At 55.7% G+C, this 24,131-nt stretch carries 20 protein-coding genes; 11 read left to right on the plus strand and 9 right to left on the minus strand.

The features are described from left to right. Nucleotides 1–98: 98 nt before the first annotated feature. Both RIC29_11680 and RIC29_11685 read right to left on the minus strand, forming a co-directional pair. Nucleotides 99–1,871, minus strand: coding sequence for a sodium:solute symporter family protein (locus tag RIC29_11680; GenBank protein MEQ8735576.1), 1,773 nt, complete (start codon nucleotides 1,869–1,871; stop codon nucleotides 99–101). Then, entirely contained in the window at nucleotides 1,868–2,293 is a 426-nt protein-coding gene (locus RIC29_11685) for a DUF4212 domain-containing protein (GenBank protein ID MEQ8735577.1), read from the minus strand. The genes RIC29_11680 and RIC29_11685 overlap by 4 nt, the downstream gene beginning before the upstream one ends. Before the next feature lie 145 nt (nucleotides 2,294–2,438). On the opposite strand from RIC29_11685, the gene RIC29_11690 reads away from it, so the two are divergent. After that, the gene (locus RIC29_11690; protein ID MEQ8735578.1) at nucleotides 2,439–3,461 is read left to right on the plus strand and encodes a hypothetical protein; all 1,023 of its coding nucleotides are present in this window, start codon (nucleotides 2,439–2,441) and stop codon (nucleotides 3,459–3,461) included. Between the two features lie 23 nt (nucleotides 3,462–3,484). Here the strand turns inward: RIC29_11690 and RIC29_11695 are convergent, their stop codons facing one another. Next, on the minus strand, nucleotides 3,485–4,756 hold the full coding sequence (locus RIC29_11695) for a DNA polymerase IV (protein ID MEQ8735579.1): 1,272 nt from the start codon (nucleotides 4,754–4,756) through the stop codon (nucleotides 3,485–3,487). Between the two features lie 179 nt (nucleotides 4,757–4,935). Here RIC29_11695 and RIC29_11700 point away from each other — a divergent pair, with 179 nt between their 5' ends. Next, nucleotides 4,936–6,738: an ABC transporter transmembrane domain-containing protein gene (locus tag RIC29_11700; protein MEQ8735580.1), complete on the plus strand. Its 1,803-nt coding sequence runs from the start codon at nucleotides 4,936–4,938 to the stop codon at nucleotides 6,736–6,738. Between the two features lie 154 nt (nucleotides 6,739–6,892). Then, nucleotides 6,893–9,616: a PAS domain S-box protein gene (locus RIC29_11705; protein MEQ8735581.1), complete on the plus strand. Its 2,724-nt coding sequence runs from the start codon at nucleotides 6,893–6,895 to the stop codon at nucleotides 9,614–9,616. Nucleotides 9,617–9,620: 4 nt separating this feature from the next. Here the strand turns inward: RIC29_11705 and arfB are convergent, their stop codons facing one another. Next, on the minus strand, nucleotides 9,621–10,043 hold the full coding sequence (arfB, locus tag RIC29_11710; protein MEQ8735582.1) for an alternative ribosome rescue aminoacyl-tRNA hydrolase ArfB: 423 nt from the start codon (nucleotides 10,041–10,043) through the stop codon (nucleotides 9,621–9,623). 101 nt (nucleotides 10,044–10,144) lie between these two features. On the opposite strand from arfB, the gene RIC29_11715 reads away from it, so the two are divergent. Next, nucleotides 10,145–10,585, plus strand: coding sequence for a SufE family protein (locus RIC29_11715; GenBank protein ID MEQ8735583.1), 441 nt, complete (start codon nucleotides 10,145–10,147; stop codon nucleotides 10,583–10,585). Between the two features lie 23 nt (nucleotides 10,586–10,608). Here the strand turns inward: RIC29_11715 and RIC29_11720 are convergent, their stop codons facing one another. The 3 genes from RIC29_11720 to RIC29_11730 form a co-directional block, all read right to left on the minus strand. Next, entirely contained in the window at nucleotides 10,609–11,358 is a 750-nt protein-coding gene (locus RIC29_11720; protein ID MEQ8735584.1) for a tetratricopeptide repeat protein, read from the minus strand. Nucleotides 11,359–11,372: 14 nt separating this feature from the next. Then, nucleotides 11,373–11,780 (minus strand): tetratricopeptide repeat protein, encoded by a 408-nt coding sequence (locus RIC29_11725; protein MEQ8735585.1) that lies wholly within the window; start codon nucleotides 11,778–11,780, stop codon nucleotides 11,373–11,375. Between the two features lie 195 nt (nucleotides 11,781–11,975). Then, entirely contained in the window at nucleotides 11,976–13,631 is a 1,656-nt protein-coding gene (locus tag RIC29_11730) for an EAL domain-containing protein (protein MEQ8735586.1), read from the minus strand. A gap of 236 nt (nucleotides 13,632–13,867) precedes the next feature. Between RIC29_11730 and RIC29_11735 the strand changes: the two genes are divergently transcribed. Further along, complete coding sequence (locus RIC29_11735) at nucleotides 13,868–14,740, plus strand: DUF4437 domain-containing protein (GenBank protein MEQ8735587.1); 873 nt, start codon at nucleotides 13,868–13,870, stop codon at nucleotides 14,738–14,740. A 161-nt stretch (nucleotides 14,741–14,901) separates the two neighbouring features. After that, nucleotides 14,902–15,495, plus strand: coding sequence for a VOC family protein (locus RIC29_11740; GenBank protein MEQ8735588.1), 594 nt, complete (start codon nucleotides 14,902–14,904; stop codon nucleotides 15,493–15,495). Nucleotides 15,496–15,551: 56 nt separating this feature from the next. On the opposite strand, the gene RIC29_11745 is transcribed toward RIC29_11740, so the two are convergent. Next, the gene (locus RIC29_11745) at nucleotides 15,552–16,343 is read right to left on the minus strand and encodes a hypothetical protein (GenBank protein ID MEQ8735589.1); all 792 of its coding nucleotides are present in this window, start codon (nucleotides 16,341–16,343) and stop codon (nucleotides 15,552–15,554) included. A 76-nt stretch (nucleotides 16,344–16,419) separates the two neighbouring features. Continuing rightward, the gene (ggt, locus tag RIC29_11750; GenBank protein ID MEQ8735590.1) at nucleotides 16,420–18,195 is read right to left on the minus strand and encodes a gamma-glutamyltransferase; all 1,776 of its coding nucleotides are present in this window, start codon (nucleotides 18,193–18,195) and stop codon (nucleotides 16,420–16,422) included. A gap of 191 nt (nucleotides 18,196–18,386) precedes the next feature. Between ggt and RIC29_11755 the strand changes: the two genes are divergently transcribed. From RIC29_11755 to RIC29_11775, 5 genes are read left to right on the plus strand one after another with little or no spacing between them, the layout of a single operon-like run. After that, a complete protein-coding gene (locus RIC29_11755; GenBank protein MEQ8735591.1) occupies nucleotides 18,387–19,265 on the plus strand; it encodes an amidohydrolase family protein in 879 nt (292 codons plus the stop codon). Beyond that, on the plus strand, nucleotides 19,262–20,806 hold the full coding sequence (locus RIC29_11760) for a class I adenylate-forming enzyme family protein (GenBank protein ID MEQ8735592.1): 1,545 nt from the start codon (nucleotides 19,262–19,264) through the stop codon (nucleotides 20,804–20,806). Before RIC29_11755 ends, RIC29_11760 begins: the two co-directional genes overlap by 4 nt. A gap of 4 nt (nucleotides 20,807–20,810) precedes the next feature. Beyond that, the gene (locus RIC29_11765) at nucleotides 20,811–21,206 is read left to right on the plus strand and encodes an iron-sulfur cluster assembly protein (GenBank protein MEQ8735593.1); all 396 of its coding nucleotides are present in this window, start codon (nucleotides 20,811–20,813) and stop codon (nucleotides 21,204–21,206) included. Further along, entirely contained in the window at nucleotides 21,203–22,393 is a 1,191-nt protein-coding gene (locus RIC29_11770; protein ID MEQ8735594.1) for an amidohydrolase family protein, read from the plus strand. Before RIC29_11765 ends, RIC29_11770 begins: the two co-directional genes overlap by 4 nt. Before the next feature lie 36 nt (nucleotides 22,394–22,429). Continuing rightward, the gene (locus RIC29_11775) at nucleotides 22,430–24,127 is read left to right on the plus strand and encodes an FAD-binding oxidoreductase (GenBank protein MEQ8735595.1); all 1,698 of its coding nucleotides are present in this window, start codon (nucleotides 22,430–22,432) and stop codon (nucleotides 24,125–24,127) included. Nucleotides 24,128–24,131 lie beyond the last annotated feature (4 nt).

The raw sequence follows: 24,131 nt of genomic DNA on the forward strand, positions 1-24,131 counted from the left end.
TTCCGTGTCGGGGATTTCAGTCAACGCGGGCGATTAGGGCGTAGGATTACTGCGCAGGGTCAATGCGCTGGGTCAAGGCGCTGGGTCAAGGCGCTGGGTCAATGATCATGGGCAACTCCCGCCCCCGAAGGCAGGCGAATGTCATCAATCAGGTCTTGAACTGTCTGCGGTGGCGGGGCTGTGGCGCGCGCCACAGCTGCGGCGACTGTAAAATTCAGGAGCGCCCCAATAAAGCCGATTCCTTCCGGGGAAATACCAAACAACCAATAGTCAGCCGTATTACTGCCCGGACTGATGAACTTGAAGTAAACGATGTAGCCAAAGGTAAACACCAAGCCGACGAGCATGCCGGCAATCGCGCCTTCCTTATTCATCCGCTTTGAAAATACGCCCATGAGAATAGCGGGAAACAACGAAGCAGCGGCTAATCCAAAGGCAAAGGCCACCACTTGGGCGACGAAGGCTGGAGGGTAAATGCCAAACAGGCAGGCCAGAGCCAGTGAGGCTGCGATAGCGATGCGGGCATACAGTAACTCCTGTTTGCCGCTCAGATTTGGCGAAAAGGTTTTCTTGAGTAAGTCATGAGACACCGCCGCAGAAATCACCAGCAGCAAACCCGCCGCCGTTGATAAAGCCGCCGCCAAACTGCCCGCTGCCACCAGGGCAATCACCCAATCCGGCAGGGCCGCGATCTCTGGATTGGCCAGCACAATAATATCGCGGTCGACATACACCTCGTTGCCGTTCGGGGTGAGTGTGTTGTTCAAAATACGCTCGCCGGCTGCGCCACGGTTGTCGGTAAAGTCGGGTATTCCTTCAAAGGGCGCGCCAGCGCGGTATTGCAACCGACCATCTTCGTTTTTGTCGGTCCAGGCGGTCAGGCCAATGTCTTCCCAATTGCGAAACCATCCGGGGGTTTCCGCATAGGATTTCTCATTCACGGACTCTACAAAGTTTAGCCGCGCAAAAACGGCCACAGCCGGGGCCGTGGTGTAGAGTATCGCGATAAACACCAACGCCCACCCCGCAGACCGGCGCGCATCGGAGACTTTAGGCACCGTAAAGAAGCGCACAATCACATGAGGCAGACCTGCCGTACCAATCATCAGCGCGGCCGTAATCGCAAACACGTCAATGGTCGATTTCGCCCCACTGGTGTAGGCGTCAAACCCAAGATCCATCAAAACCCCGTCGAGGGTGTCCAACACCGCACGCCCGGAGCCATCCGCCAACGTGCCGCCAAAGCCAAGCTGTGGAATCGGTGAGCCAGAGACGAGAATCGAGATAAAGAACGCGGGTACCATATAGGCAAAGATCAACACGCAGTATTGCGCCGCCTGGGTGTAGGTGATGCCTTTCATGCCGCCGAGCGCAGCATATATAAAGACGATGCACGCGCCAATGATTACGCCTGTTGCAATCTCCACTTCCAGAAACCGCGAAAACACGATGCCGACGCCGCGCATTTGTCCGGCGATGTAGGTGAAGGAAATAAAGATCAGGCAGACCACGGCCACCACCCGCGCCGTCTTCGAATAATACCGCTCGCCGATAAAATCAGGCACGGTGAATTGCCCGAATTTCCGAAGATACGGCGCCAGCAATAACGCCAGCAACACATAGCCGCCGGTCCAGCCCAATAGGTACACAGAACCGTCGCGGCCCATGAAGGCGATGATTCCGGCCATGGATATAAATGACGCGGCGCTCATCCAGTCTGCTGCGGTGGCCATGCCGTTGACCACCGGGTTGACGCCGCCAGCGGCCACATAAAAGTCATTGGTGGATTTGGCCCGCGACCAAATGGCAATGGCAATATACAACCCGAAGCTCAGGCCGACAAAAACATAGGTCAACGTTTGAACACTCATGACGGGTCTCCCGTCACGGTCGGGGTTTCGTCGTCGTCCAGGACGCCAAGGGACTCGTTGTCCTCGACGCCAAACGCCTTATCAAGGCGCTGCATGCCGATGACATAGACAAAAATCAAAACCACAAAGACGTAAATCGCGCCTTGCTGGGCAAACCAGAATCCCAGCGGAAAGCCTAAAAAGCTGTAGGCATCCAGAGCGTCGGCAAAAATGATTCCCGCTCCGAAGGAGACGGCAAACCAGATCACCAGCAGCACGCCCAAGAACTTCAAGTTGGCATGCCAGTAGGCCGCCATGCGAGATTCAGAAAGCACGTCAGCGTCGTGACTGGAGTGCCCGACGGGATTGTCCTGATCGTCGTGGTGGTAGACCTTTTGACCCGGTTTATCGTGTTGTTCCGGTGTATGTTGCGCTCCGGTCATGCTTTCCCCTCTGTTTCTATGCAATCTTATCGGCGCTGCCCGTGCCCGTTTCGGGATGCCCCATCCTTGCCCCATTTGTGCACAACAGTAGACTAACCCGCTATGATCAACGATCAAACCAGCTTTAATGAGTTTGTGTATTCATATGTCATTCACCGAAACGCCAGCCCCTCCGCCCGTTCCGGCATTACCTGAAAACGTCATCGCCGATATTTTGGACCAGGCGGTCAGCCGTTATGCGGAAAGTCGTCGCCAGCAGATTCCAGATTTTGTTTCCCGCACCTATGGTTGGAGGGGCGCGTTCGGCATTCACCGCAAGGCGCTGGGTTGGGATCTGTTGCGCGCCCCCGCCAATCTGGTCTTGTCTGGGGCCACCGGCGTCGCCCGCCTTGGGGGTGTTGCCGCACGGAGCGTTGGGGCGCGCCAAATTGGCGACCGTCTGGGCCGTTTTCAAATGCTTCTTGATACAGATGTCGGCCGCGAAGTGGCCTGGCGCGTTCATTCCGATCTGTTGATGATTCCCTATCAACAGCCCGGTCGCTCAACCCTGGCCGATGCTCTGTTTGATGAAATCACCCAAGATACTAGGGTCACAGCGCACCTAGATAAAGTCGTTGCCGCCATTGCGGCGGAAACAGACAAGCGGGCCTATCAGGCGCGTCTGGATCGCGTCTTGTCAGAATACATCGGCCAACGCGCACCGGCGACCGATATCGCGGCTGCGTTGATGACAGCCTCGCTGGGGTATGCGGCCTATCATAAAGTGACGCCGGGACTGATCTCTCTCAGTTCAACTGTCGCGGGGTCCTTGGCGCAGACCATCGCTGTGTCCAGTTTTTGGGCAGGGCCAACGGCGGGCAGTGTGTACTACGCCGTGGCAGGGGTGCCCGCCGCATCGACGCTTCTTACTGCAGGTGTGTTTGCAGGTCTCACGGTTCCAGCAGTAGCCCTCACGGCCCTTGCAGGTTTAGTGGCTGATCCCATTCAAGCCTCTACCGGTCTGCACCACCGGCGGCTTCATCGGCTGATTGATACGCTCGAGCATAATCTTAAGTCTGATCACGAGCGCCGCTTGCCTCTGCGCTCACATTATACGGCGCGTCTGGTTGATCTATGGGATTGGACGACCGTGGCCTACAATCTCACGGCCAATGGGGGTGTGAAGTAGGGCGTTATGAAATAAAAGACTCTCTACCTGTCGATCCGGCCTTTACGAATGGCGCTTTTGCCAAACTTTGCCCGCACCGCGTCCATGGCCTGCTCAATGCCTTTCACCTGATGTAAGTCACCAGACACCAGGTCGGGTAAATCAGCGACCGCAGACTCCGTCAACGCCCCCGCGCCGATGCCAATCAAGCGAAACGGTCCCCGTTTGATCTCGCGCTCCAGCATGGGCTTGGTGGCGCGATATAAAATCTCCGCCAGTTGCGTCGGCGACGACAGGGTTAAAGTGCGGGTCAGCGTGCGGAACCGCGCGGTCTTCAGTTTTAAGGTCACCGTTCCGCCTGCCAGGGCTTTTGCTTTCAGCCGTCCGGAAACGTCCTCGCACAAAGGCCAGAGACGTTTCAGCAAGACCGCATTGTCGCCAATATCGTGATCAAATGTGCGTTCCGCCGAGATGCTCTTCGCCGCCCGGTTGGTGGTGATTCTGCGGGAGTCTTCCCCTCGGGAGAGTTTTGCGAGATGTCGTCCGGTGTCGCCATAACGGCCTTCTAAATCGCGCGCGGAACAGGCTTGCAGATCGCCAATCCTAAAAAAGCCATCGACCTTTAAACGATTGGACAGCGATGGTCCCACGCCCGGAATGGCGGCAATCGGTTGGTCATGTAAATAACTCACGGCATCGGTGCGACCGATTACGGCAAAGCCATCCGGTTTGTCGCGTTCCGAGGCCATCTTGGAGAGAAACTTGTTGTAGCTCAGTCCAATCGAAATCTGAATGCCAACCTCGCGCCACACATCGCGGGCAATGGCGGCCAAGGTGACGGCAGGCACCCGGTTATGTAAACGCGCAGTCCCGGATAAATCCAAGTAGGCTTCGTCCAGGGAAACCGGCTCGACCACCGGCGTGGCCCGCTCAAAAATGTCGCGCACGTGACGGCCCGCAATCCGATATTTTTCCATATTGGGCTTCATAACAATCGCGTCTGGGCACATCTTCAGCGCTTTATACATCGGCATGGCCGAGCGCGGACCGTATTGCCGCGCGATGTAACAGGCGGTAGAGACCACGCCGCGCTTGCCGCCACCAATCAATAATGGCTTGTCCCGTAGGCTCGGGTCGTCGCGCTTTTCGATAGCGGCATAAAACGCATCGCAGTCAATATGTGCCGTGCTCAGGCGGGACAACTCTTCATGAACCACTACCCGCGCGGAGCCACACTGCGGGCACGCCGTGAAGGGCGTGTCATCCGTATTTAAGCAGTCACGGCAGAGCGTGGTGAGAGAAACTGTGGAGTCCATGGTTTAAAAGTAGGTGTGTCAATTCAGAACGGGGGAGCCCTTGGGTCAGCTTTGCTCTTGACGCTTTTGCCCCAAGGCTCCACACCCCCTTACACTACCACGTTACACGCCTGGTCGCTGCCTGTTTCCCATCTCGTCGATGCAGCCGGTGCGGCTGGTGCGGAAAAAGGAAGTTGAAGATGAGTGACCAACGGGGCGCCGCCCGCCTGGCAATGTTAGACCGCCCAAAAGGCCAAAACCCACGCTATCTCTATCGCATGTTCGGCTTCATGAAGCCCTATAGCGTGGCGTTGTCTTTGGCGGCGGTTGCCCTGGTGCTGACCGCTGGCGCAACGCTCTCCATTGGCCTGGGGGTCAAGTTTCTAATTGATAACGGCCTCAGCGCCGGTGACATGGGGTTTCTTAACCAGGGGCTTTACGTCTTGATGGGCATTGTCCTGGTCATTTCTGTCGGCACCTATTTCCGGTTTTATTTTGTCTCCTGGGTGGGCGAGCGTGTGGTCGCCGATATGCGCCAAGCGGTTTATGCGCAAGTGCTCAAACTCAGCCCCGGCTTTTTTGAAGTTACCAAAACCGGTGAAATTCTCTCACGCCTCACGGCGGATACATCGTTGCTACAAACCGTCATCGGCTCATCGCTGTCTATTGCCTTGCGCAATGCGTTGACCCTGATCGGCGGTATTGCTTTGCTGATTTACACCAATGCCAAACTGGCCGGGCTTGTGGCGTTGGTTATTCCCGCCGTCGTGGTGCCGATCATCTGGTATGGCCGCAAGGTGCGGAAGCTGTCGCGGGACAGCCAAGACCGGGTTGCTGATGTCGGTTCCTACGCCGAGGAAAGCCTCAACGCCATCCGCACCGTCCAGGCTTACAGTCATGAAGCGGTTGATGAATTACGCTTCAGAACCGAAGTTGAGGGTGCCTTTGCCACGGCCATCCGCCGTATCTCGGCGCGCGCCATGCTCGGTGGCGTCGTTATTCTGCTGGTGTTCGGGGCGATCAGTTTTATTCTCTGGGCGGGCGGGCGTGATGTCATCACCGGCGAGATTACCGCCGGTGAACTGACCTCCTTTGTGTTTTATGCCGTATTGGTGGCGGGCGCGACCGGGGCCTTAACAGAAGTCATTGGTGACCTGCAGCGCGCCGCCGGTGCCACCGAACGCCTGATTGAACTGCTGGAAACGGAACCGGATATCCGCCCCCCAGCGGTCCCGGTTCCCATGCCGACTCCCGCCCGTGGCGCTGTACGGTTTGAAGATGTGACGTTTCATTATCCCTCGCGTCCCGATGTTGCCGCTTTGAATGGCCTCAGTCTTGAAGTGACGCCCGGGGAAACCGTTGCGTTGGTCGGGCCGTCCGGTGCCGGCAAAAGCACGGTTTTTCAACTGCTGCTGCGCTTTTATGACCCGCAACGCGGTGCCATCTTTGTCGATGACGTGGATCTCACCCAGGCCGATCCCGTTGCCGCGCGCGGTCGTATTGGCTTGGTGTCTCAAGATCAGGTGATTTTCGCGGCGAACGCCTGGGAAAACATCCGCTATGGCCGCCCCGATGCCACAGATGATGAAGTCCGCGCAGCGGCTGAAGCAGCCATCGCCACGGAATTTCTGGATCGCCTGCCCGAGGGCATGAACACCTTTCTCGGTGAAAAAGGCATGCGGTTGTCCGGCGGTCAGAAACAACGTATTTCTATAGCGCGGGCCATTCTGCGCGATCCGGCTGTGCTGTTGCTCGACGAAGCCACCAGCGCTCTGGATGCGGAAAACGAAAAACTCGTTCAAACAGCCCTAGAACGTGTGATGGACGGTCGCACCACCATGGCCATTGCCCACCGCTTGGCCACGGTGGTGAACGCGGATCGAATTGCTGTGATTGACGATGGCCGCTTGATTGCCACCGGCAGTCATGCTGCGCTGCTGTCCTCCAGCCCCCTGTATGCCCGCTTGGCTAAATTACAATTTTCAGCCGATTCAGGCGCGTAAAGGCACCACTGAAACCCCAGCTTAAGTCCCATTTTAAAGTCTCGCGCCAACAGCAAATCCCTGGTCATCAATAATTTTCGAGTCTAAACTAATGCCTTGATGTTTATTTCCCAGCTGATTTTTCTACTTGTAAGAGCGGCGTCGGAAAGATGAGGTGGCCTTGCGAAACGGCAAGCAACAAGCAGCGGCAAACGTTCACAATTTGCGTCAAACGGCGCCGTTTTCTGAATCTGAGTTGCTTGCCCGCATCCTTGATTTGGGCAAGCAGAGTTACTTTGTTCTGGATGTAGAGACAAACACCTTAACCTGGCCGGACTCCACCTATGAGCTGTGGGGGCGCAGTTCTATCTCTGGCGAGCCCATAACTTTGGGCTGGGTGTTTTCAACCCTGCATCAGGACGATCATGACCGTACAGTTGCGGCGTTCCTTGATCCGGATTGGAATGATTTGGATGAAGAATTCCGTATTCAATGTCCAGATGGGTCTTCCCGTTCCATCCGAACCCAGGCCCGCCGAGATCGAGGTGATAACGGACGTGTCATCCGGGTTTTTGGCTTGCTTCAGGACGTCACAGAAGAGCGCCGTCTTGCGAGCGAACTCTCGACCAATCGCACCTTTCTGACTCTTGCCCTGCGGGTTGCCCCGCTTGCGATTTGGGAAATCAACCTTGAGACGGGCCACATCAGTGGCAATAACCAAGTCACTAAAATTCTTGGGTATGACCCTGGAGAATTAACAATGTCTTTGGACATGTTGGAGACGCTCTGTCATCCCGATGACCGCGCCGCGCGACAGGCCGCCATGCAAGAGCATCTCTCTGGGCAGAGCCCAAGCTATGCACATGAACACCGAATCAAAGGAAAGCATGGCGATTGGATTTGGATACTGGTCAACGGTCAAATTGTTGAACGGCACTCCGATGGTTCCCCACGGCGCATGGTTGGCACCACCCTGGATATCACCGCTCGCAAGGCCGCTGAGCAAGATATCGGCGCCGAGAACACGCTGCTGTCTCTGGCATTACGCATGGGTGAGTTGGGTTACTTCCATCGCGATGCCAAAAGCGGCGTGGTGATATGGGGGCCGGAGACTTACGAGATTTGGGGCGTAGATCCCATCGCCGGCGGACCAACGTCTGAATGGCTCAGGGCGACAATTCATCCGGAAGATCAAGACAGTGTGATCATGCGGTTGCAAGATCAGTCCTGGACCGAATGCGAGCACGATTTTCGCATCATTCGTCCCGATGGAATAACCCGGTACATTCGGTCGCGCTCCATTCGGCAGCGGGACGAACAGGGTCAGGTTGTTTCCAGTTATGGCATTTATCAGGACATCACCCGCAACCGGGAGATGGAGAATGCCCTGCTTGAAAGTGAAGCGCGGTTCCGCTCGGTGTTTGAAACCTCGGGCGCGGGCATTGTCATCACCGACGATTTTGGCGATGTGCGTTACGTCAATAAAGCGTTTGCCGGTTTGCTCGGCTATGCTCCGGAAACGCTGATCGGACGCAGCCTGGTTTCTTTCAGTCCCGTGGGCGAAGACGACCCCGTTGTGGAATACGCCGAAAAACTGCGCAGCCGGACGCTGCCCAGTTTGAGCATGGAAAAGCGCTATCGCCATGTGCGCGGGCACACCGTTTGGGTCAAAATCAATATCAATGTTGCCGACAGTCTCAGGCTGGGCGAGCGCATGTTTATCGGCGTCGCGCAAGACATCACGGAGCGCAAGGAAGCCGAGCAAACCTTGGCTGAAAGCCGCCGCCTTTTGGAAGAGGCCCAGCGTCTCGGCAATATTGGTCATTGGAGCTGGACGCCGGACACCAATGCGGTTGAATGGTCGAGCCAAATGTATCGCATCCTCGGCCTTGATCCGGCTCAGCCGCCCGAAGACCAGCCGCCGTTCCGCGCGTTTGTGCACCCGGATGATCGGTCCATCTGGGATCAAACCATAGAAAAAATTCTCACGGCCGGCGTCAGCTTGTCGGTGGAATACCGCCTGGTCCGGGCCGATGGCACCCTGCGCCATGTGCTTGGCCGCGCTGAGCAAGACAACCTGCCCTCGGGCGCCCGGCGGGTGATCGGCACCGTGCAAGATCTCACCGGCCACAAGCGCAACGAAGAAGTATTGCAACGGGCCATAGATACGGCGGAGGCGGCCAACCGCGCCAAGTCAAAATTCCTGGCCAGTATGAGCCATGAGCTGCGCACGCCGCTGAATGCTATTTTAGGTTTTGCCCAATTGCTGTCCCTTAAGACCCGTGGGTCGTTGAACCCCGACCAGCAAGGCTATGTCGACAATATCGTGCACGGCGGAGAACACCTCCTAGGTCTGATTAACGATGTTCTTGATCTCGCCCGCATCGACTCCGGTCAGTTTGCGGTCAACATCACCAGCGTGGATCTTGTCGAGACGACACAGCGGGTCATTCAGAACTTTAAGCAACTGGCGGATTCGCGCGCCGTCGTTATGTCTTTTGCACCGGACGCTTTGCCGCTTTTAGATGTCCGCGCCGATCAGATGCGCCTCATCCAAGTTATCGTCAACCTCACGTCCAATGCCATTAAGTACAATCGTTCCGGTGGGCAGGTCATCTTCACAATCAGTAAAACCGATGACGGGTATGGCCGCATTGGCGTTCAAGATACGGGGCAGGGAATTCCCAAAGAGCGTGCCCATGAGGTGTTTCAGAGTTTTAATCGTTTGGGGGCCGAGGCCAGCGGCCAGGAGGGCACAGGCATCGGGCTCGCACTTTCAAAAAGCCTGGTCGAGCGCATGAACGGTCGGATTGGGTTTGAAACCGAAGCCTCAGTTGGCAGCCTTTTTTGGGTCGATTTGCCCCTGCCGGATAAAGACGTGATCAGTCCAAAGGCTTAGGCGGTTAGTCATCTTGGCCGGGGTCACGCCGCAACTTTTTTAGTGTTCCCCGCTGTTTTTTTGTCGCCTGATGCCGTTTGACGGAAGCCCGTGAGGGTTTACTCTTGCGGCGCGGCGGGTCTACATGAGTCGCGGATGATATCAGCGCGACGAGCCGTTCTATGGCGTCTTCACGATTGCGCGTCTGGTGGCGATAGCGTTTTGCCTCAATCACAATAACGCCGTGCTGATTGGCCCGCGTTCCCGCCAGGGCAAGGAGTCGGTGGCGAACGCTTGGCGGCAGGCATTTAGAGTGCAGGGCATCAAACCGCAATTGCACCGCGCTTGAAACCTTGTTGACGTTTTGACCGCCCGGCCCGGAAGCCCGGATAAACGAAATTTCGAGTTCGCTTGGGTCAAGTTGTATGTGGTCGGTGACATAAATCATGACGTCTTTGGTATAAGGTATTAAGCCCTGTCCTGCACTGTGATATCCAGACTGTGATATCCAAACAACCGCTATTCCCTCAACTCTCAGGAGGTCCTCACGTGTCCACCGCTGATATACCGATGATTGATCCCGGCGTGACATTTGAGGATCTGGCTGAAAACTTTGACCTGTTTGATGATTGGGAAGATCGTTACCGTTACATCATTGATCTGGGTAAAAAATTACCGGCCTTGCCGGAAGCGCTCCATAACGATGCCTACAAGGTGCGGGGCTGCATGAGCCAGGTGTGGATCGTCCCCGGACATGTGCCGGACGACGCCACCAAATTTGCCTTCGCGGCCGACAGTGATGCCCATATCATCAAGGGCCTCATTTATATTCTGGCGACTCTCTACACGGGCGCAAAAATTTCCGATCTGGCAGAGATTGATGCAGAATCGGCTTTTGAGAAAATAGGCTTGGACCAGCACCTCAGTCCCAGCCGCCGCAACGGCCTCGTGTCCATGGTCAGTCGCATTCGGGCCTCGGCGTCAGCATAAGCCCTCATTACGTTAGCGGATCGCTAAGGCGCGCCAACTTTCTTATCCTCGAGTTTTTTCAGAACACTCAGAGCGATGGGATTTTCCGGAGCGGCAGCCAGGCATTCAGTCAGCAGGGTGCGTGCTTCGTTTGTCTTTTCAAGCTGCAACAGCACGTCGGCGAGGCTGGCTTTGATGGAGACGTTTTTTGGATCAAGCCCAGCTGCATTTCTCAGAGCGTTCAAGGCTGATGTGAACGCTCTTTTACCCATATACACGACGCCCGTTTGGTGAAAAATACTGGCGTCTTGCGGGGCGATGGTTGCGGCGCGGGTCAAAGATGCCAGCGCGTCATCCCAGCGCTGCCGCTGGGTCGCAATCCGCGCCAGCCCCACAAAAGCCTGGTGCAGCTTTGGCTCAATTTCCACAGCTTTCAGGTAATAGGTCTCGGCTTGGGCCAAGTTGCCGTAGCGCTCATGCAGGTTGCCAAGGTTGCCATAGGCCGAGGCAGAGCGCGGATTGAGCATGAGGGTGGTTTGAAAGGACGCGATTGCGCTGTGTGGGCGCCCCCATTTTCTTAACACTGCGCCCAGATTGTTATGCGCATCGGCATAGTCAGGACGGAGCGCGATGGCCCGCCGGAAGCAATTGCCCGCGGCCGCTAAGCGTCCTTCATTGAAATATGCCGTGCCGCGTTCTTTAAGGGACTCTGCTGTTTCGTTGGATACGGGAGGGCGCGGTGCCAACCCAGAAGTCAGCCGTTTTACCAGCGCGTCCGCCGCTGCTCTTACCATGATGTGTCGTCAGTCTAGCGGTTGAAGCCGAACCAGCGCGCAAAGGCCGAGCGGATTTTTTTCCAACCCAGGCCGCGGTTCAAACTCATGGCGATTTTAAAGGCCGCAATGGCTTTGTCTTTTTGTCCCAGGAATTGATAGGCTTCCCCCATATTGTAATGGGCGTCTGCATGGGACGGGTCTAGCTGTGTTGCGCGGCGCAGCGGAATAAGCGCTTCTTCGTTTCGGCCCAGCGCCATCAAAATGACGCCGGCGTCGGCTTGATAGATGGCACTGTTCGGCTCGGCGCGAATGGCCGCGTTGATATGAGGCAGCGCCGCGTCATGATCACCGGCCCGATAACAGTCCACAGCTTTGGCATGTTCAGCCTGATGATCGACAGAACTTCCCTTGCCCAGGGTGTTGGATTGCTTGCGTTTCACAGATCGCTCCGTTGTTCACTCTCGTGCAGCATAGACGGCCATGCGCCTCTTTCCAGAGAGGTTTTACCCGACCGTGCCGGGAAATCAAACCGCTCAGAGGGCGCTGACCTTTTGCGCCGCTTCAGTCCGCTTGAACCCAAGCTCCTTACGTCCGTTTGGACTCAAGCTCTTTAGGTTCGTTTGGACCCAAGCTCTTTAGGTTCGTTTGGACCCAAACAGGCGCCGGTCAAGCTTGGTTACAAATTGCCAGGGGTCGGGGTCTGGCTTTCCAAACAGGAAGCCTTGGGCATATTCAACACCGCAGTCTCGCACAAACTCTAAGGTCTCTTTGGTGTCGATCATTTCGGCAATGGTTTCCACGTCCATGGTTTTACACAAGGTGGTTAGGGCGCGCAGGAAGGCCCGGCCCTTTGGCGCTGTTTGCGCGTTTTTCACCGCACTGCCATCAAGCTTCACCACATCAACTTCAAGCACGCTTAGATATTGGAAGCTGGCCGCGCCAGCACCAAAGTCATCCAGGCAGACATGGAAGCCCTTACGCCGCACCGATTGCACAAAGGTATTGGCTTTCTGAAGATCAACCACGCGGGCTGATTCTGTGATTTCAAACAGCAGGTGTTCGTTCAGCCACGGGTCTTTGTCGATCAGCGCATGCAGTTTCTCGACGTAAACTTTATCGTCCACGGAAATGCCCGAGATGTTCACGGCCACCGACACTTTTTCTTTACGGTGCGCTTTGATCCAGTCGACGCATTTTTGCGCCATGGCGATATCAAATTCGCTGATCAGGCCGGTTTCTTCAGCAAAGGTGATGTACTTGTAAGGCGATTCTTCAAAATTGCCGCCAAAGCGCACCAGGGCTTCATAGTGATGAAATGCGCCGGTGTTGACATCAAGAATGGGGTGGAAGGCGACTTCAAAATTACTGCCATCGACCACATCGCGAAACTTGTTCAACGAAGACACCGCTTCTTTCACCAGCGAGTCCATGTTTTGGGCAATGTCTTTGACATTGAAATCCGCGCCCGATTGTTCGCGGAAGTGATTGATCGTGTACACGAGGCCCTTGGTAAGATCTTCCTCGTTAATGTCGTCCATGTCGACGTCGATGGTGCCCGCTTGCACTTCAACGCCCTTTCCTGTGGGGTCAAACACACGCGTGGCTTCGGCCAGTTTTGCCTCTAATTCTGCGACGTCCAATGCAGAGTCGTGCAAAATACCAAACTTGCCTTCGCCTATTTCACCAGCGGACTCTCCACCGATTGAATTGGCCCGCAGTGTGGTGCCGACCGTGTTCATCAATACACTTTGGTCGTCTTCCGACAGGCTTTCGTAAAAACTGTCAAAGCCGGGCAGATTGACCAAGGTTAATTCCGTGTTGCCGCCAGCTTTATGAGATTCTTTCAGTTTTTCTGCGGCCAACCCTGAGAAGGAATCCCCGGCCAACAAACCAGTGCTGCGGTCCCGTTCTCCGGCGTCTTCGTATTCACCGTCTTGCCCCACATGACTGACCGTGCGCAGCGCCAGGAAAAAGTTGTTGCCCAGGTCCGGCATCAGGTAGCCCGCAAAACTCAGCGGCGGCGTTGGGCCTTTCGTGCCTTGCAAATGAATAGTGGTGTCATCAATGCGGCCTTTCTTGGCGGCCACAGCCAGCAACTGCTCGACCAGCAGTTTGTCACGGGGGGCGATATAATCCCGCAAACTCGTGCCAATCATCTGCTCGACGCTTTTGCCAAACACGGGCTGTGTCGCGCCGGCAGCAAACACAATGTTTCTGGCCTGGTCGACCTCGATCAGGATGTCAGCCCAGCAGAAGGCAAAGGCGACGAATTTTTCGCGAGCAGTAGACATGTTTGTATGTGGTCCCGGTTTGCTTAATTTTTGCAGCCTTCTGGCTGTTCTCTCTCTCGATAACGTCTTTATAAATCACGTTATAACGCTATAGCGCTTAACATCCCATAGTTGTGGGCCGCAATAAAATGTTTGAATCGCATCATTTTGTAACATAGCCCCTCAAAACCCCCATAGAGCGGTCGCCGTAAAATATGTCAGGGTGGGGAAGTTCTTTATTTGGCTGGAGATAAGCGATGGCGCGTCCCCATATTGAATTTGTTCAATCCCAGGTGTTGCCGTTTCAGCAAGGTTTGCCGGGAGGTGCGCGCACCGATGTGGCATGTCGGATTCTGTCGATCGATGACACAGCGGGCGACTCCTCCACCCAATTGCGCTATTCGGCGGGCTGGCGCGCCGCAGACCCGCATTATCTGACGGTCGATGAAGAGCTCTTTGTTCTCGAAGGGGCGCTTGAAATCAACGGGCGAAGTTATGGCAAGCACGACTACGCCCATCTGCCGGCCGGATATCACCGCGCCTCCATGTCCAGCGACGCCGGGGCCGTGGTGCTGACGTTTTTTTCCGGGGAGGTGCGCAGTATTACGTCTGATCGGAGCGGCTCTATGTATGATGACGCCCTGTTGGTCGAACACCTCAACACACGCCAGATGGACGGCCAGACCGGCCAACGCAAACATATGAATACCGGCGACTGGGACCCCTCCGGCACCCTCCACAAGCCGTTGTTTCATAATCCCCATACGGGCGAGCGCTCGTGGCTCATTGGCCTGATGCCTTATTGGTCTTCGTCGCGCACAGAGACCCATCCGGTGGTCGAGGAAGAGTTCGCGATTCTTGGGGATATCTGTTTCCCCATGGGTGTCATGCGCGACGGCGGTTATTTCTGGCGTCCCCCGGGGGTCGAGCACGGCCCCTTCGCCACCTGGGGCGGCACGCTGCACCTGTGCCGGTGCAAAGGCGGTCCCTTTGCGACAGAGTGGAACGACTCTCCTGGTCCGGATTGGGCGGCCACGTATAAGCCGATCTTGCCGGCGGCGTATCAGGCCCATGTGGATGCGGCCCATGTGGATGCTGCCCATGATTATGACCGCGAACCGAATTATTAAGCTGTTCGGTCAAAGCTTGCGCTCTTCTAAGTGTTCACTAGAGAATGAGCACTCACTAGAGTAAAACACACAAAGCCGTAACATCGACACGGCGTAAACGCCGCAAACCTAGGCGGCGTAAACGCCGCAAAATCTAATCGGCGCACAAAAGGATATGAGTGATGGCGTTATATTTTGAACGGCTCAAACAGACATGCGGCAGTTTCGTTACGGGGGTCGCGATTCTTATTGTGCTCACGTCTGGGTATGCCGCCGCGCAAGGAACAGCCGTCCGCCGCACCACGTTATTGGTGGAAGATATCGGTCGCTCCATCGATTTTTATCAGCGCCTTGGCCTCACGCCGTGGTTTGAGCGCTCCTCCACTGATACGGACGAAGGCGGTGTGATCGGCGCACTTGATTTGCCGCTGACGTCTGATCCCAAGATTGGTCGCATCGTCATTATGCGCGGTAACGATGATCGTATCGGTATGATTGGTCTGCTCGGCTATCAGCGTCCGCCTCTGGCCAGCGCCCGTGGCAACCTCATGGGTCTCGGGGTCGGCGATATCATCATTATGATCGAAACCGACGATATTAATTTCGTCTACAACCGGCTTCAGGAAACCGGGGCCCGGTTCCACACAGCGCCCGAGAGGTTTGAAGTCACCAACGCGGACGGTTCCGTGCGCGACACCGGCTACCGCATGTTTGTCTATGATCCGGATGGGCACCTGATTGAAGTGTCCGAGCCTGAAACCCGGGACCCCGGGTAAACAACACAGTTGAAAAATTAATGTGCAGGCTGGGCTTTCTCTTGCGGTGTTTCAACTCAACTTAGCACCAAAATTATGGTAAATGGTAGCAATCCAGAAACAAGCAATGGGCCAAGAAGGCGTGCTGCCAGCGCTCGTTCTAAGCTACTACGATCACGAGTACGAGAATTAAGAAACCGCAGCCATAGTGCCGAGTCAATCGCAACTAAGGGCAACCCTAAACTTAGTAATACAAAACTTGTGACCAAAAAGGTTTTGGCTTGTGGTTGGCCTGTGGCGACAACGTAAAAAACTGCAGCTACCATAGAAAAAAACCATACTGCCGCACAGGCAAGAGTCTTAAGCATTGTGCTGTCTGATGAAATAAAGACACTTAAGGTGAGCAGTAAAAGGATTGAGTATGAGAAGAGTGTGGACGGAAAAAGAAAGCTACCTGCTTCACCGGCCCATAATTCTGGGCTCCAGATGGCATGTGTAAATAATACCGCTGCAGCTGTGTAAGTTACCGTCGTAAGTTTGATGATTAAGAAAAGCGAGCGTGAGTAATGTTGCCAGAGAAGGCTGCCAATAAACACAACACTCGTAGCTAGCCCGACATTGTCGTTATTTGTCCAATCTGGTCTGCCCCCAAGTAAAAAGAATCCAATGCATAAAATACAGATCACTAGGATTAAGTATGTTTGTCTACCCCGGGTTTGGCGCTCGATTTCAATCCTGCTTACTGGACTGTCTCTTGATACTATTTCAAACGACTGGGCTAGGTAGGTTGATAGCATTTTCGTTGAACCAATGATGAAATTTGGTAATCGAGGTTCGTGATTAACTTTAGGAAGCAGTTCCGCTAGCATACTATCGGTTAGGAATGTGACGCTAATATAAAATTATTCATTCTTGGTTTTTACCCGGCGCAGAACTCAAATCCTCTTAGTCGCCCATCACCGTGCCTTCGCGCCGTGGGTCAGCCCCGCCCCAAATCATGCCGCCTTGAACGGCCAGGGCATGCACCCCGCTGGGGAAGTTGCCAACGCGCACCCGGTGGCCCAGGGCTTCTAAAGCCGCTTTGTGTGCTTCCAGCGCGGTGCCGCCTTCTAAAAAAACGGTCGGTCCAAACAGCAGAATATTTGGAAGGTTGGTGGCCTCTTGGGGGGTCATCTTCCAGTCGAGCATGGCAATCAGTGTTTTCACCACCAGCGGCACAATGGCCATACCGCCGGGTGAGCCGGACACCGCAACAATTTGGTTGTTCTCATCAAAGACGATAATCGGGGCCATGGAACTGCGGGGGCGTTTGCCGCCTTCCACCCGGTTGGCCACCGTGCGTCCTTGAGCCACAGCGTCGTAAGAAAAATCTGTCAGCTGGTTGTTCAGCAGGAAGCCCCCAGCCATCAGGTGTGAGCCAAAGGCCCCCTCGATGGAACTGGTCATGGACACGGCGTTGCCCTGATCATCAATGACAGAAATATGGGTGGTGGAGGGGCGTTCAAAGTCGCGGCCTGGGCCGTAGTTAAACGTGCCCTTCTGCGGCGGCTTGCCGGCCTCGACCTTGCTCATACGGCGGGCAGGATCAATCAGCGCCGCACGGTCTGAGATATAGCCCCTGTCAATCAGGCCGTCTTGTGGCACCGGCGAAAAGTCTGGATCGGCGATATAGGTGGCGCGGTCGGCGTACACCAGCCGGCTGGCCTCGACAAACAAATGCGCTGCCTCTACCGACCAAGGTTCCATGTTTGGCAGGTCGAATTTTTCCAGCAACCCAAGAGTCTGAATCACGCCAATGCCGCCGGAGGTGGGCGCGGGCATGCCGCAAATTTTGTAGATCCGGTAGGGCGCGCACAATGGAGTGCGCTCGACCGCCCGGTAATTTGCCAAGTCGTCCAGCGTTATATCAGCCGGGTTGCGTGTGGTTTCCTTCACGCGCATGACAATCCGCTCCGCCACGTCGCCGTGATAAAACCCGCGTCGTCCTTCGGTGGCAATGGTTTTTAAGGTTATGGCCATGCGGGGGTTGGTCAGAACCGTCCCTATGGGCTTTGGTGTAAGGTCAGCCTGATAGTACAGCTCGGCCGGCAACCTGATTTTCCGCAACTCTTCGTCAACGTCGAGCAGGCGGAACAGCCGCGGGGAAATTTCAAATCCTTCCTCAGCAACTTTGATGGCCGGGTCAAACAGCGTCGCCCACTTCAAGGCACCATGACGCTGGTGCGCCAGCTCCATCACGGCGACCAGGCCGGGCACCCCAACCGATTTTCCACCGATGACAGCGCGCTGCCGCAGCATCGCTTTGCCGTCTGCGGTCAGGAAACGCTTTTCGGTGGCGGTCGCCGGCGCGGTTTCGCGCCCGTCATAGGCATAGAGTTCTTGTGCTGAATTATCCCAGTATAGAATGAACGCACCGCCGCCGATGCCCGAGGACTGTGGTTCCACCAAATTCAAAACCAGTTGTACGGCCAGCGCGGCGTCGAGGGCATTGCCCCCCGCTTTGATGGCGTCGTAGCCGGCCTGTACAGCAATAGGATTGGCCGCAGCGACCATAAACTTGGAGGCTGTATCGCCTTTTTGTTCTACCAGTCCACTCGACGCTTCCGGGAAGTTTACATCCTGGGCGTGTATCGCCGTCGAAGTTAAAAACCCTAAGCTCATCGCGACAGCGAACACCTGGCGGCGGCTTATTAAACGGTCGAAAAATGAGAAGAGGAGCATGGGGCGTCCTAAGCAAAAGCCGGTATTATATCGCATCCATATCACACCGCTTTGATGGGGTCAGCTTTAGGTTTTAAGTATCCTCTGGCGCGCTATGCGATCACGCCTGAGCAAACTCCACTGTAATTCAGCTTAAGACCCTTTAGTGTGCAAATATATATGTGTTTCCTTCAGGGAAGAGGATGACGATCATGAGCGGTTACATCGATATCGTATGCAATCCCTTTACCCCCTGGGTGGTGGAACAGGGTCTGATGGGCGTCGACGAAGATTTCAAGACGCAGGTCCGCATGGCGGGTGACGCCAAGGCCGGTGTGGACATCGACGACTATCTGAAAATGATGGACACGGCGGGCATCGAACGCTCATTGCTTATCGCGCATCGCTGTGGCGATCTGAATGTCAAAGGGTCCCATCACATTCCCTATGAGTACGTCCGCGATATTTGCCAGAAGTATCCGGACCGCTTTTCCGGTTTGGCGGGAATCGATACCACCAAGGGCATGGCGCAACTGCGCGAGTTGGAGGTCGCCATCAACGATTACGGCTTTGTCGGTGCCCATTGGTATCCGCACTGGTTTGCCATTCCCCCCGACGCGCCACAGATTTACCCCATCTATGCCAAGTGCTGTGAGCTTGACATCCCCATCATGATGCAGGTCGGCCAGAACCTGGTGTATTCCAAAGAACGCCGCTTGCCCTCGGTCGCCAAGCCGATCCTGTTGGATCAGGTGGCCATCGATTTTCCCGAACTGGTGCTCATTGGCATTCACATCGGGGTGCCGTGGACCGATGAAATGATCGCCATGTGCTGGAAGCACGAGAACGTTTATACGGCCGGTGATGCCTACGCCCCCAAGCACTGGCCGAAGCAATTGGTTCATTATGCCAATTCCTATGGCCGCCATAAGGTGATGTTTGGTACGGACTGGCCAGTGATTGATCCCGAGCGCGCCGTGCGTGAGGTGGGCGAATTTGGCATGCGGCCCGAGGCCCACCAAATGCTGATGCGCGACAATGCGCTGCGTCTGTTCAAGCGGATCAATTCAACAATATCATCAGCTTCATGAAGTCTTTTAATCCCAAAACGGTTTCAATCCCCCATTCGTTTCAGTCTATGACCATGGCGAAAGCCTTGCGGGCGACCACCCGGCGCAATCCAGGTAAAACGGCGATCACCCACAATGACAAAAGCCGCACCTATCAGGAGCTGTCCACCCGCACAGACCGCCTGACCGCCGCCGCCATTTCTGATCTCAAAATCAACCCCGGCGATAACGTCGCCATCGTGGCCAAGAACAGCATTGAATATGTCGAAGTGGTGTGCGGCCTGCCCGAGGCGGGGGCCGCTGTCGCAACGGTCAATCCAAAGCTGACCACCGCGGAAATTGAAGGCATTTGCAACGATGCCGGCGCGCGCGTTGTGTTTGTCGATGAGGCGTCCGCCGACGCCGTTGGCAACGCGACGTTTGAAACCGTCGAACGCGTGGTCCATCTTGGCAAAGACTACGAAGCTTTGCTCAGCGCCGCTCAAACCCCAGACGCTTATCCCGTAATTCATGAATGGGATACGTGGTGCATTCCCTATACTTCGGGGACAACCGGAAAACCAAAAGGCGTGTGCCTGTCGCACCGCTCGCGCTTGCTGGCGTTTTATCAGCAGGCGCTGGAGTTCGGCTGCTATTCACCCGATGATCGCTTTCTCGGCACCACGCCGATGAATCATGGCGCGGGCATTGCCTTTCCGCTGGCGGCCATCATGTTCGGCGGGTTCACGGAAATTCTGGATCATTTTGATCCTGAACTGCTGTTGAAGAAACTCAAAGAGGGCAATTTCGCCGGCGTGTTCACCGTGCCCACTCAGCACCATGCGATTTTTGAACTCGAACAGGCCGTGCTTGATAAATATCGCAATGCACCTCTTAAAGCGGTGATCTCAAATGCCTCAGCTTTGCCGCAACATCTCAAACACGAGATCGTCGCGTATTTCGGCGAGGGTCTGTTGCACGAAACTTATGGCTCGACTGAGGCCGGCTTTGTCACCAATCTGCGCCCCTCCTATCAACTGCAAAAAGAACGCTGCGTCGGCACGCCCTTCGCCCACACCTTTGTTAAGCTCACCGATGAGGACTTCACCGAGGTCGGCCCCGAAGAGCCCGGCGAGCTGTGGGTCAAGTCACCCTCAGCCTTTAACGGCTACTGGAACCGCCCGCAAGAAACCGACGCCGCCTTTCATGACGGTTGGATCACTGTGGGCGATGTGGCCAAACGGGATGAAGACGGTTTCGTCTATATCGTCGACCGCAAGACAGACATGGTCATCACCGGTGGCGTGAATGTCTATCCGCGCGAGATCGAAGCGCTGCTGTTCACCCATCCGGCCATCGCTGATGCGGCTGTCGTTGGTGTGCCCGACGATAAATGGGGCGAACGTCTGAAGGCTTTTGTGGTGCTCAAGGCCGGGAAAATTCTTGAGACCCCAGATTTAGTGGAGTTTTGCACAGGTCAGTTGGCCAGCTACAAAATCCCGAAGGAGATGGCGGTGATCGATGCTCTGCCGCGCAACGCCAACGGCAAGGTGCTCAAGACGGAACTACGTAAGAAGGGGTGATCACATGACCATGTGCGGTGCTGATGAGTTAGACTCTGCAATTGCCGCGGTTTGGTCTTTACTCAAGTGCGTGCCTGACCCGTGCCACGCTCTGTCTGGCCATGACTTAAGTATCGTTGATCTCGGTTTGGTCAATGATGTTGTCCGCGAGGGCGACGCGCTGCGCATCAGCGTGACCTTTACCGATCCCAGTTGCGTTTTTTCCTATCAAATCATCATGGACCTGGAAGACCTCGCGGAAACCCTAGACGGCGTCTCGGAGATTACGGTGACGTCCGACCCCTATCCTCTGTGGACGGAAGACCGTCTCAGCGACAAAGCCCGCAAGGTGTTTGCTGACAAGCGCCAACGTTTCGGTGTTGCAGAGGTCACTCAGCCAAACCAGGAGCGTCACCAATGACAGACTCACCCTCCGGCGTTGATCGCCGCGCCGCTTTAAAAACCCTTGGTGGTGTTGGGGCTGGGGCGGTCGCCGCCTCCCGTGGCGTTGCGCCTGCGGTCGCAGGGGCGGGCTGGTCGCCCGATCCCCATCCCATGGCTGAGAAGATGTTCGTCATTGATGGGGTCGCGCATTGCTACAATCACGCGCCGTACAACCGCCGCATCAAACGCGCCAGTGTCAATAGCATCAACACCACCCACCGCTATCATGAAGCCTGCACCCCAGAGGCTTATCGTCTGACCTATGCGCAATGGGCGCGCGACTGGCAGCCCGATGAAGTCATGGATCTGATGTTTCTGGAAAGCCACACAGACATGATGATCATGCATTCAGTGCCAATGTATGATCTTCATTATGATGGTCTGGTGTCCAACGAGAAGGGCGCTTACCTCAAAGGCAATTTTCCAGATCGTGTGCTGTGGTACGGTGCGCTGGATCTGTTTGATCCCTACGACTCGGTCCTCGCAAAAGCCGATCAGCTTATTGATCAAGGCGCTGACGGGATCAAATTCTATCCCACCCGCATCAATTTTGAGACCCGCGCTCCGGAGTCCTGGTTAATGGACGACGAAAAATTGGCCTTCCCCGTGTTCGACCGCCTGCAAAGCAAAGGTGTGAAACACCTCGCTGTCCATAAGTTGGTTGGGCATGTTGGCCCGGCTACGGCGGCCTTGGGTGTGGACGATCTCTACAAAGCGGCAGAAGCGTTTCCCGATCTCACGTTTCATCTTGTCCACGCGGGCTGGCAAAACTTCGAGGAGACCGCAGCCCTGATGAAAGCACGGGAGAACGTTACGGCGGTGATGGAGGGGCCGATGCTGTTTCCCCTTTTTGATATGAGCACCTTTATAAAGATGATGAATGTGTTCATGACACAAGTGGATTTAGACCGGTTGATCTATGCGTCGACTGCGGCTAATCAGCATCCCTATTGGATCATCAACGCCTTTTTCGACTTTCAGCCACCGGAGGGTGCGCCTTACGCATTGACCGATGAGACAAAAGCAAAAATCCTCGGTGCAAATCTGGCGCGCTATCATGGCATCGATATTCCGGCCCAGCGACAAAAGATCGCCGGTGATAAGTGGTCCCAGTACAAACGCAGGAATGGCCTGCGCGAACCCTATATTATGCAGCGGTCTTAGCGACTAAGGTGCATCGCCCGACAGAAGGAAGAGTTCATGACGCACCCCAATAAGAGTGACGACGCCAAAGCTCAACACGCAAATGCTCAACAAGCTTTGGGCATGTTCCAAAGCCTGCTTGGTTCTGAGGGTGTGATCACCGACGCCGCAGAGCTGACGTATTATTCCACCGACATTTCCGGCGAGGGCGAGGTCAAGCCCCTGTGTGTGTTGCGGCCCATCGCGGTCGATCAATTGTGCCAGGCTGTCACCATTGCCGGCGGATTGGGTCTGCCCCTGATTCCCCGCGGCGCGGGCATGTCCTACACCAAGGGGTACCTGCCGGAAGCCGAGAACACCGTGATGATCGATCTCAGCCAGTTGACCGAGATCGAAGAAATCAACGAGAAAGACATGGTCGTCACCGTGCAGGCGGGGTGCACCTGGGGCGCGTTGTACGAAGCGCTAAAAAAGCGCGGTCTTCGCACGCCTTACTTTGGGCCGCTGTCCGGTCTCACCTCCACCGTCGGCGGCGCCGCCAGCAACAATGCCACCTTTTTCGGCTCTGGCGCTCATGGGGCCATGGCCGATAACGTGATTGGTCTGGATGTGGTCCTGGCCGATGGCTCCTTGCTCGAAACCGGCTCGTCCAGCGCCGACGGTCGCCTGCCCTTTATGCGCCACTTTGGACCCGACCTCACGGGATTGTTTCTCGGCGATTGCGGGGCCTTTGGCATCAAAGCGCGCATCACCATGCCACTGATCGCCATGCCCGCGGCGGAAGAACATCTGTCCTTCGCCTTTGAAAACATCGAAGACATTGCCCTGGCACATACCGCGCTCGCCCGTGAAAACGTTGTGGCCGAGCAATGGGGCATCGATCCGGTCGGCAACCAGCATCTCGCTGCCAGAGGCTTTGATTTTCTTGAGGGGCTTGGGTTTGTAAAAGATGTGGCCGCGGCTTCAGAAAAACTTGCCGGGGCGGTGACCAATGTCACCAAGCTGTTGATTCAAGGTCAGCGCTTTGCAGATCGAACGGGTTATGCCTTGCATGTGGTGGTGGAGGGGATTGATGCCCGCGACGCCGAAGCCAAAGCCGATCGCGTGCGCCGCATCTGTTTGCCGATGGCGCTGAAAGAACTGCCCAACACTATTCCAAAAGTCACCCGCTCAAAGCCCTTCCGTCCCATCAAAGCCTTGCTCGGTCCGGAGGGCGAAAACTGGTTGCCGGTTCACGGCATGTTCCCGCTGTCCAGCGCGGCGGAAGTGTCGGCCATCACCGATGAATATTTCTCCCGCCATGCGGAATTGATGGATCAACACAGCATCACATTTTCCTATCTCACCTCCGCCACGGCCACGTCCTATTTGATCGAGCCCATGTTCTATTGGAAAGACCGGCTGCACGCGTTTCATCAGCGTCATGTGACGCCCGAGCAAAAAAAGACCTATGGCAAAACCAAGCCCGATCCCGAAACCCGCGAAGTGGTAATGAAACTGCGGCGCGATCTCGCCGGCCTGTGGGATGCCTTTGGGGCCAGTCACCATCAGTTAGGCCGGCAATACCCGTATGCCAGTCAGTTGTCGTCCGCGGCTCTGGCTGTGGCGGTGTCCATCAAAGCGGCGCTTGATCCCAAGGGTATTATGAACCCGGGCGTGCTAGAGCTCACCGGTAAAGGCCAGGGCGTCAAAAAGATGACCAAGTTCCCCGAATTCCCTCAGGACTTGCTCAAGGAAGAATGGAAAGTGCGTTAGCACT

The organism is Rhodospirillaceae bacterium (assembly GCA_040219235.1).
In the GTDB taxonomy this organism is placed as follows: Bacteria; Pseudomonadota; Alphaproteobacteria; order Rhodospirillales; family Rhodospirillaceae; genus WLXB01.

Coding starts and splice junctions, on each gene's coding strand:
- RIC29_11720 (MEQ8735584.1), bottom strand. CDS start 11,358: ATGGTAAGAGCAGCGGCGGACGCGCTGGTAAAACGGCTGACTTCTGGG.
- RIC29_11770 (MEQ8735594.1), top strand. CDS start 21,203: ATGACAGACTCACCCTCCGGCGTTGATCGCCGCGCCGCTTTAAAAACC.
- RIC29_11690 (MEQ8735578.1), top strand. CDS start 2,439: ATGTCATTCACCGAAACGCCAGCCCCTCCGCCCGTTCCGGCATTACCT.
- RIC29_11680 (MEQ8735576.1), bottom strand. CDS start 1,871: ATGAGTGTTCAAACGTTGACCTATGTTTTTGTCGGCCTGAGCTTCGGG.
- RIC29_11730 (MEQ8735586.1), bottom strand. CDS start 13,631: ATGTCTACTGCTCGCGAAAAATTCGTCGCCTTTGCCTTCTGCTGGGCT.
- RIC29_11695 (MEQ8735579.1), bottom strand. CDS start 4,756: ATGGACTCCACAGTTTCTCTCACCACGCTCTGCCGTGACTGCTTAAAT.
- RIC29_11685 (MEQ8735577.1), bottom strand. CDS start 2,293: ATGACCGGAGCGCAACATACACCGGAACAACACGATAAACCGGGTCAA.
- RIC29_11765 (MEQ8735593.1), top strand. CDS start 20,811: ATGACCATGTGCGGTGCTGATGAGTTAGACTCTGCAATTGCCGCGGTT.
- RIC29_11755 (MEQ8735591.1), top strand. CDS start 18,387: ATGAGCGGTTACATCGATATCGTATGCAATCCCTTTACCCCCTGGGTG.
- ggt (MEQ8735590.1), bottom strand. CDS start 18,195: ATGCTCCTCTTCTCATTTTTCGACCGTTTAATAAGCCGCCGCCAGGTG.
- RIC29_11700 (MEQ8735580.1), top strand. CDS start 4,936: ATGAGTGACCAACGGGGCGCCGCCCGCCTGGCAATGTTAGACCGCCCA.
- RIC29_11745 (MEQ8735589.1), bottom strand. CDS start 16,343: ATGCTAGCGGAACTGCTTCCTAAAGTTAATCACGAACCTCGATTACCA.
- RIC29_11740 (MEQ8735588.1), top strand. CDS start 14,902: ATGGCGTTATATTTTGAACGGCTCAAACAGACATGCGGCAGTTTCGTT.
- RIC29_11775 (MEQ8735595.1), top strand. CDS start 22,430: ATGACGCACCCCAATAAGAGTGACGACGCCAAAGCTCAACACGCAAAT.
- arfB (MEQ8735582.1), bottom strand. CDS start 10,043: ATGATTTATGTCACCGACCACATACAACTTGACCCAAGCGAACTCGAA.
- RIC29_11760 (MEQ8735592.1), top strand. CDS start 19,262: ATGAAGTCTTTTAATCCCAAAACGGTTTCAATCCCCCATTCGTTTCAG.
- RIC29_11735 (MEQ8735587.1), top strand. CDS start 13,868: ATGGCGCGTCCCCATATTGAATTTGTTCAATCCCAGGTGTTGCCGTTT.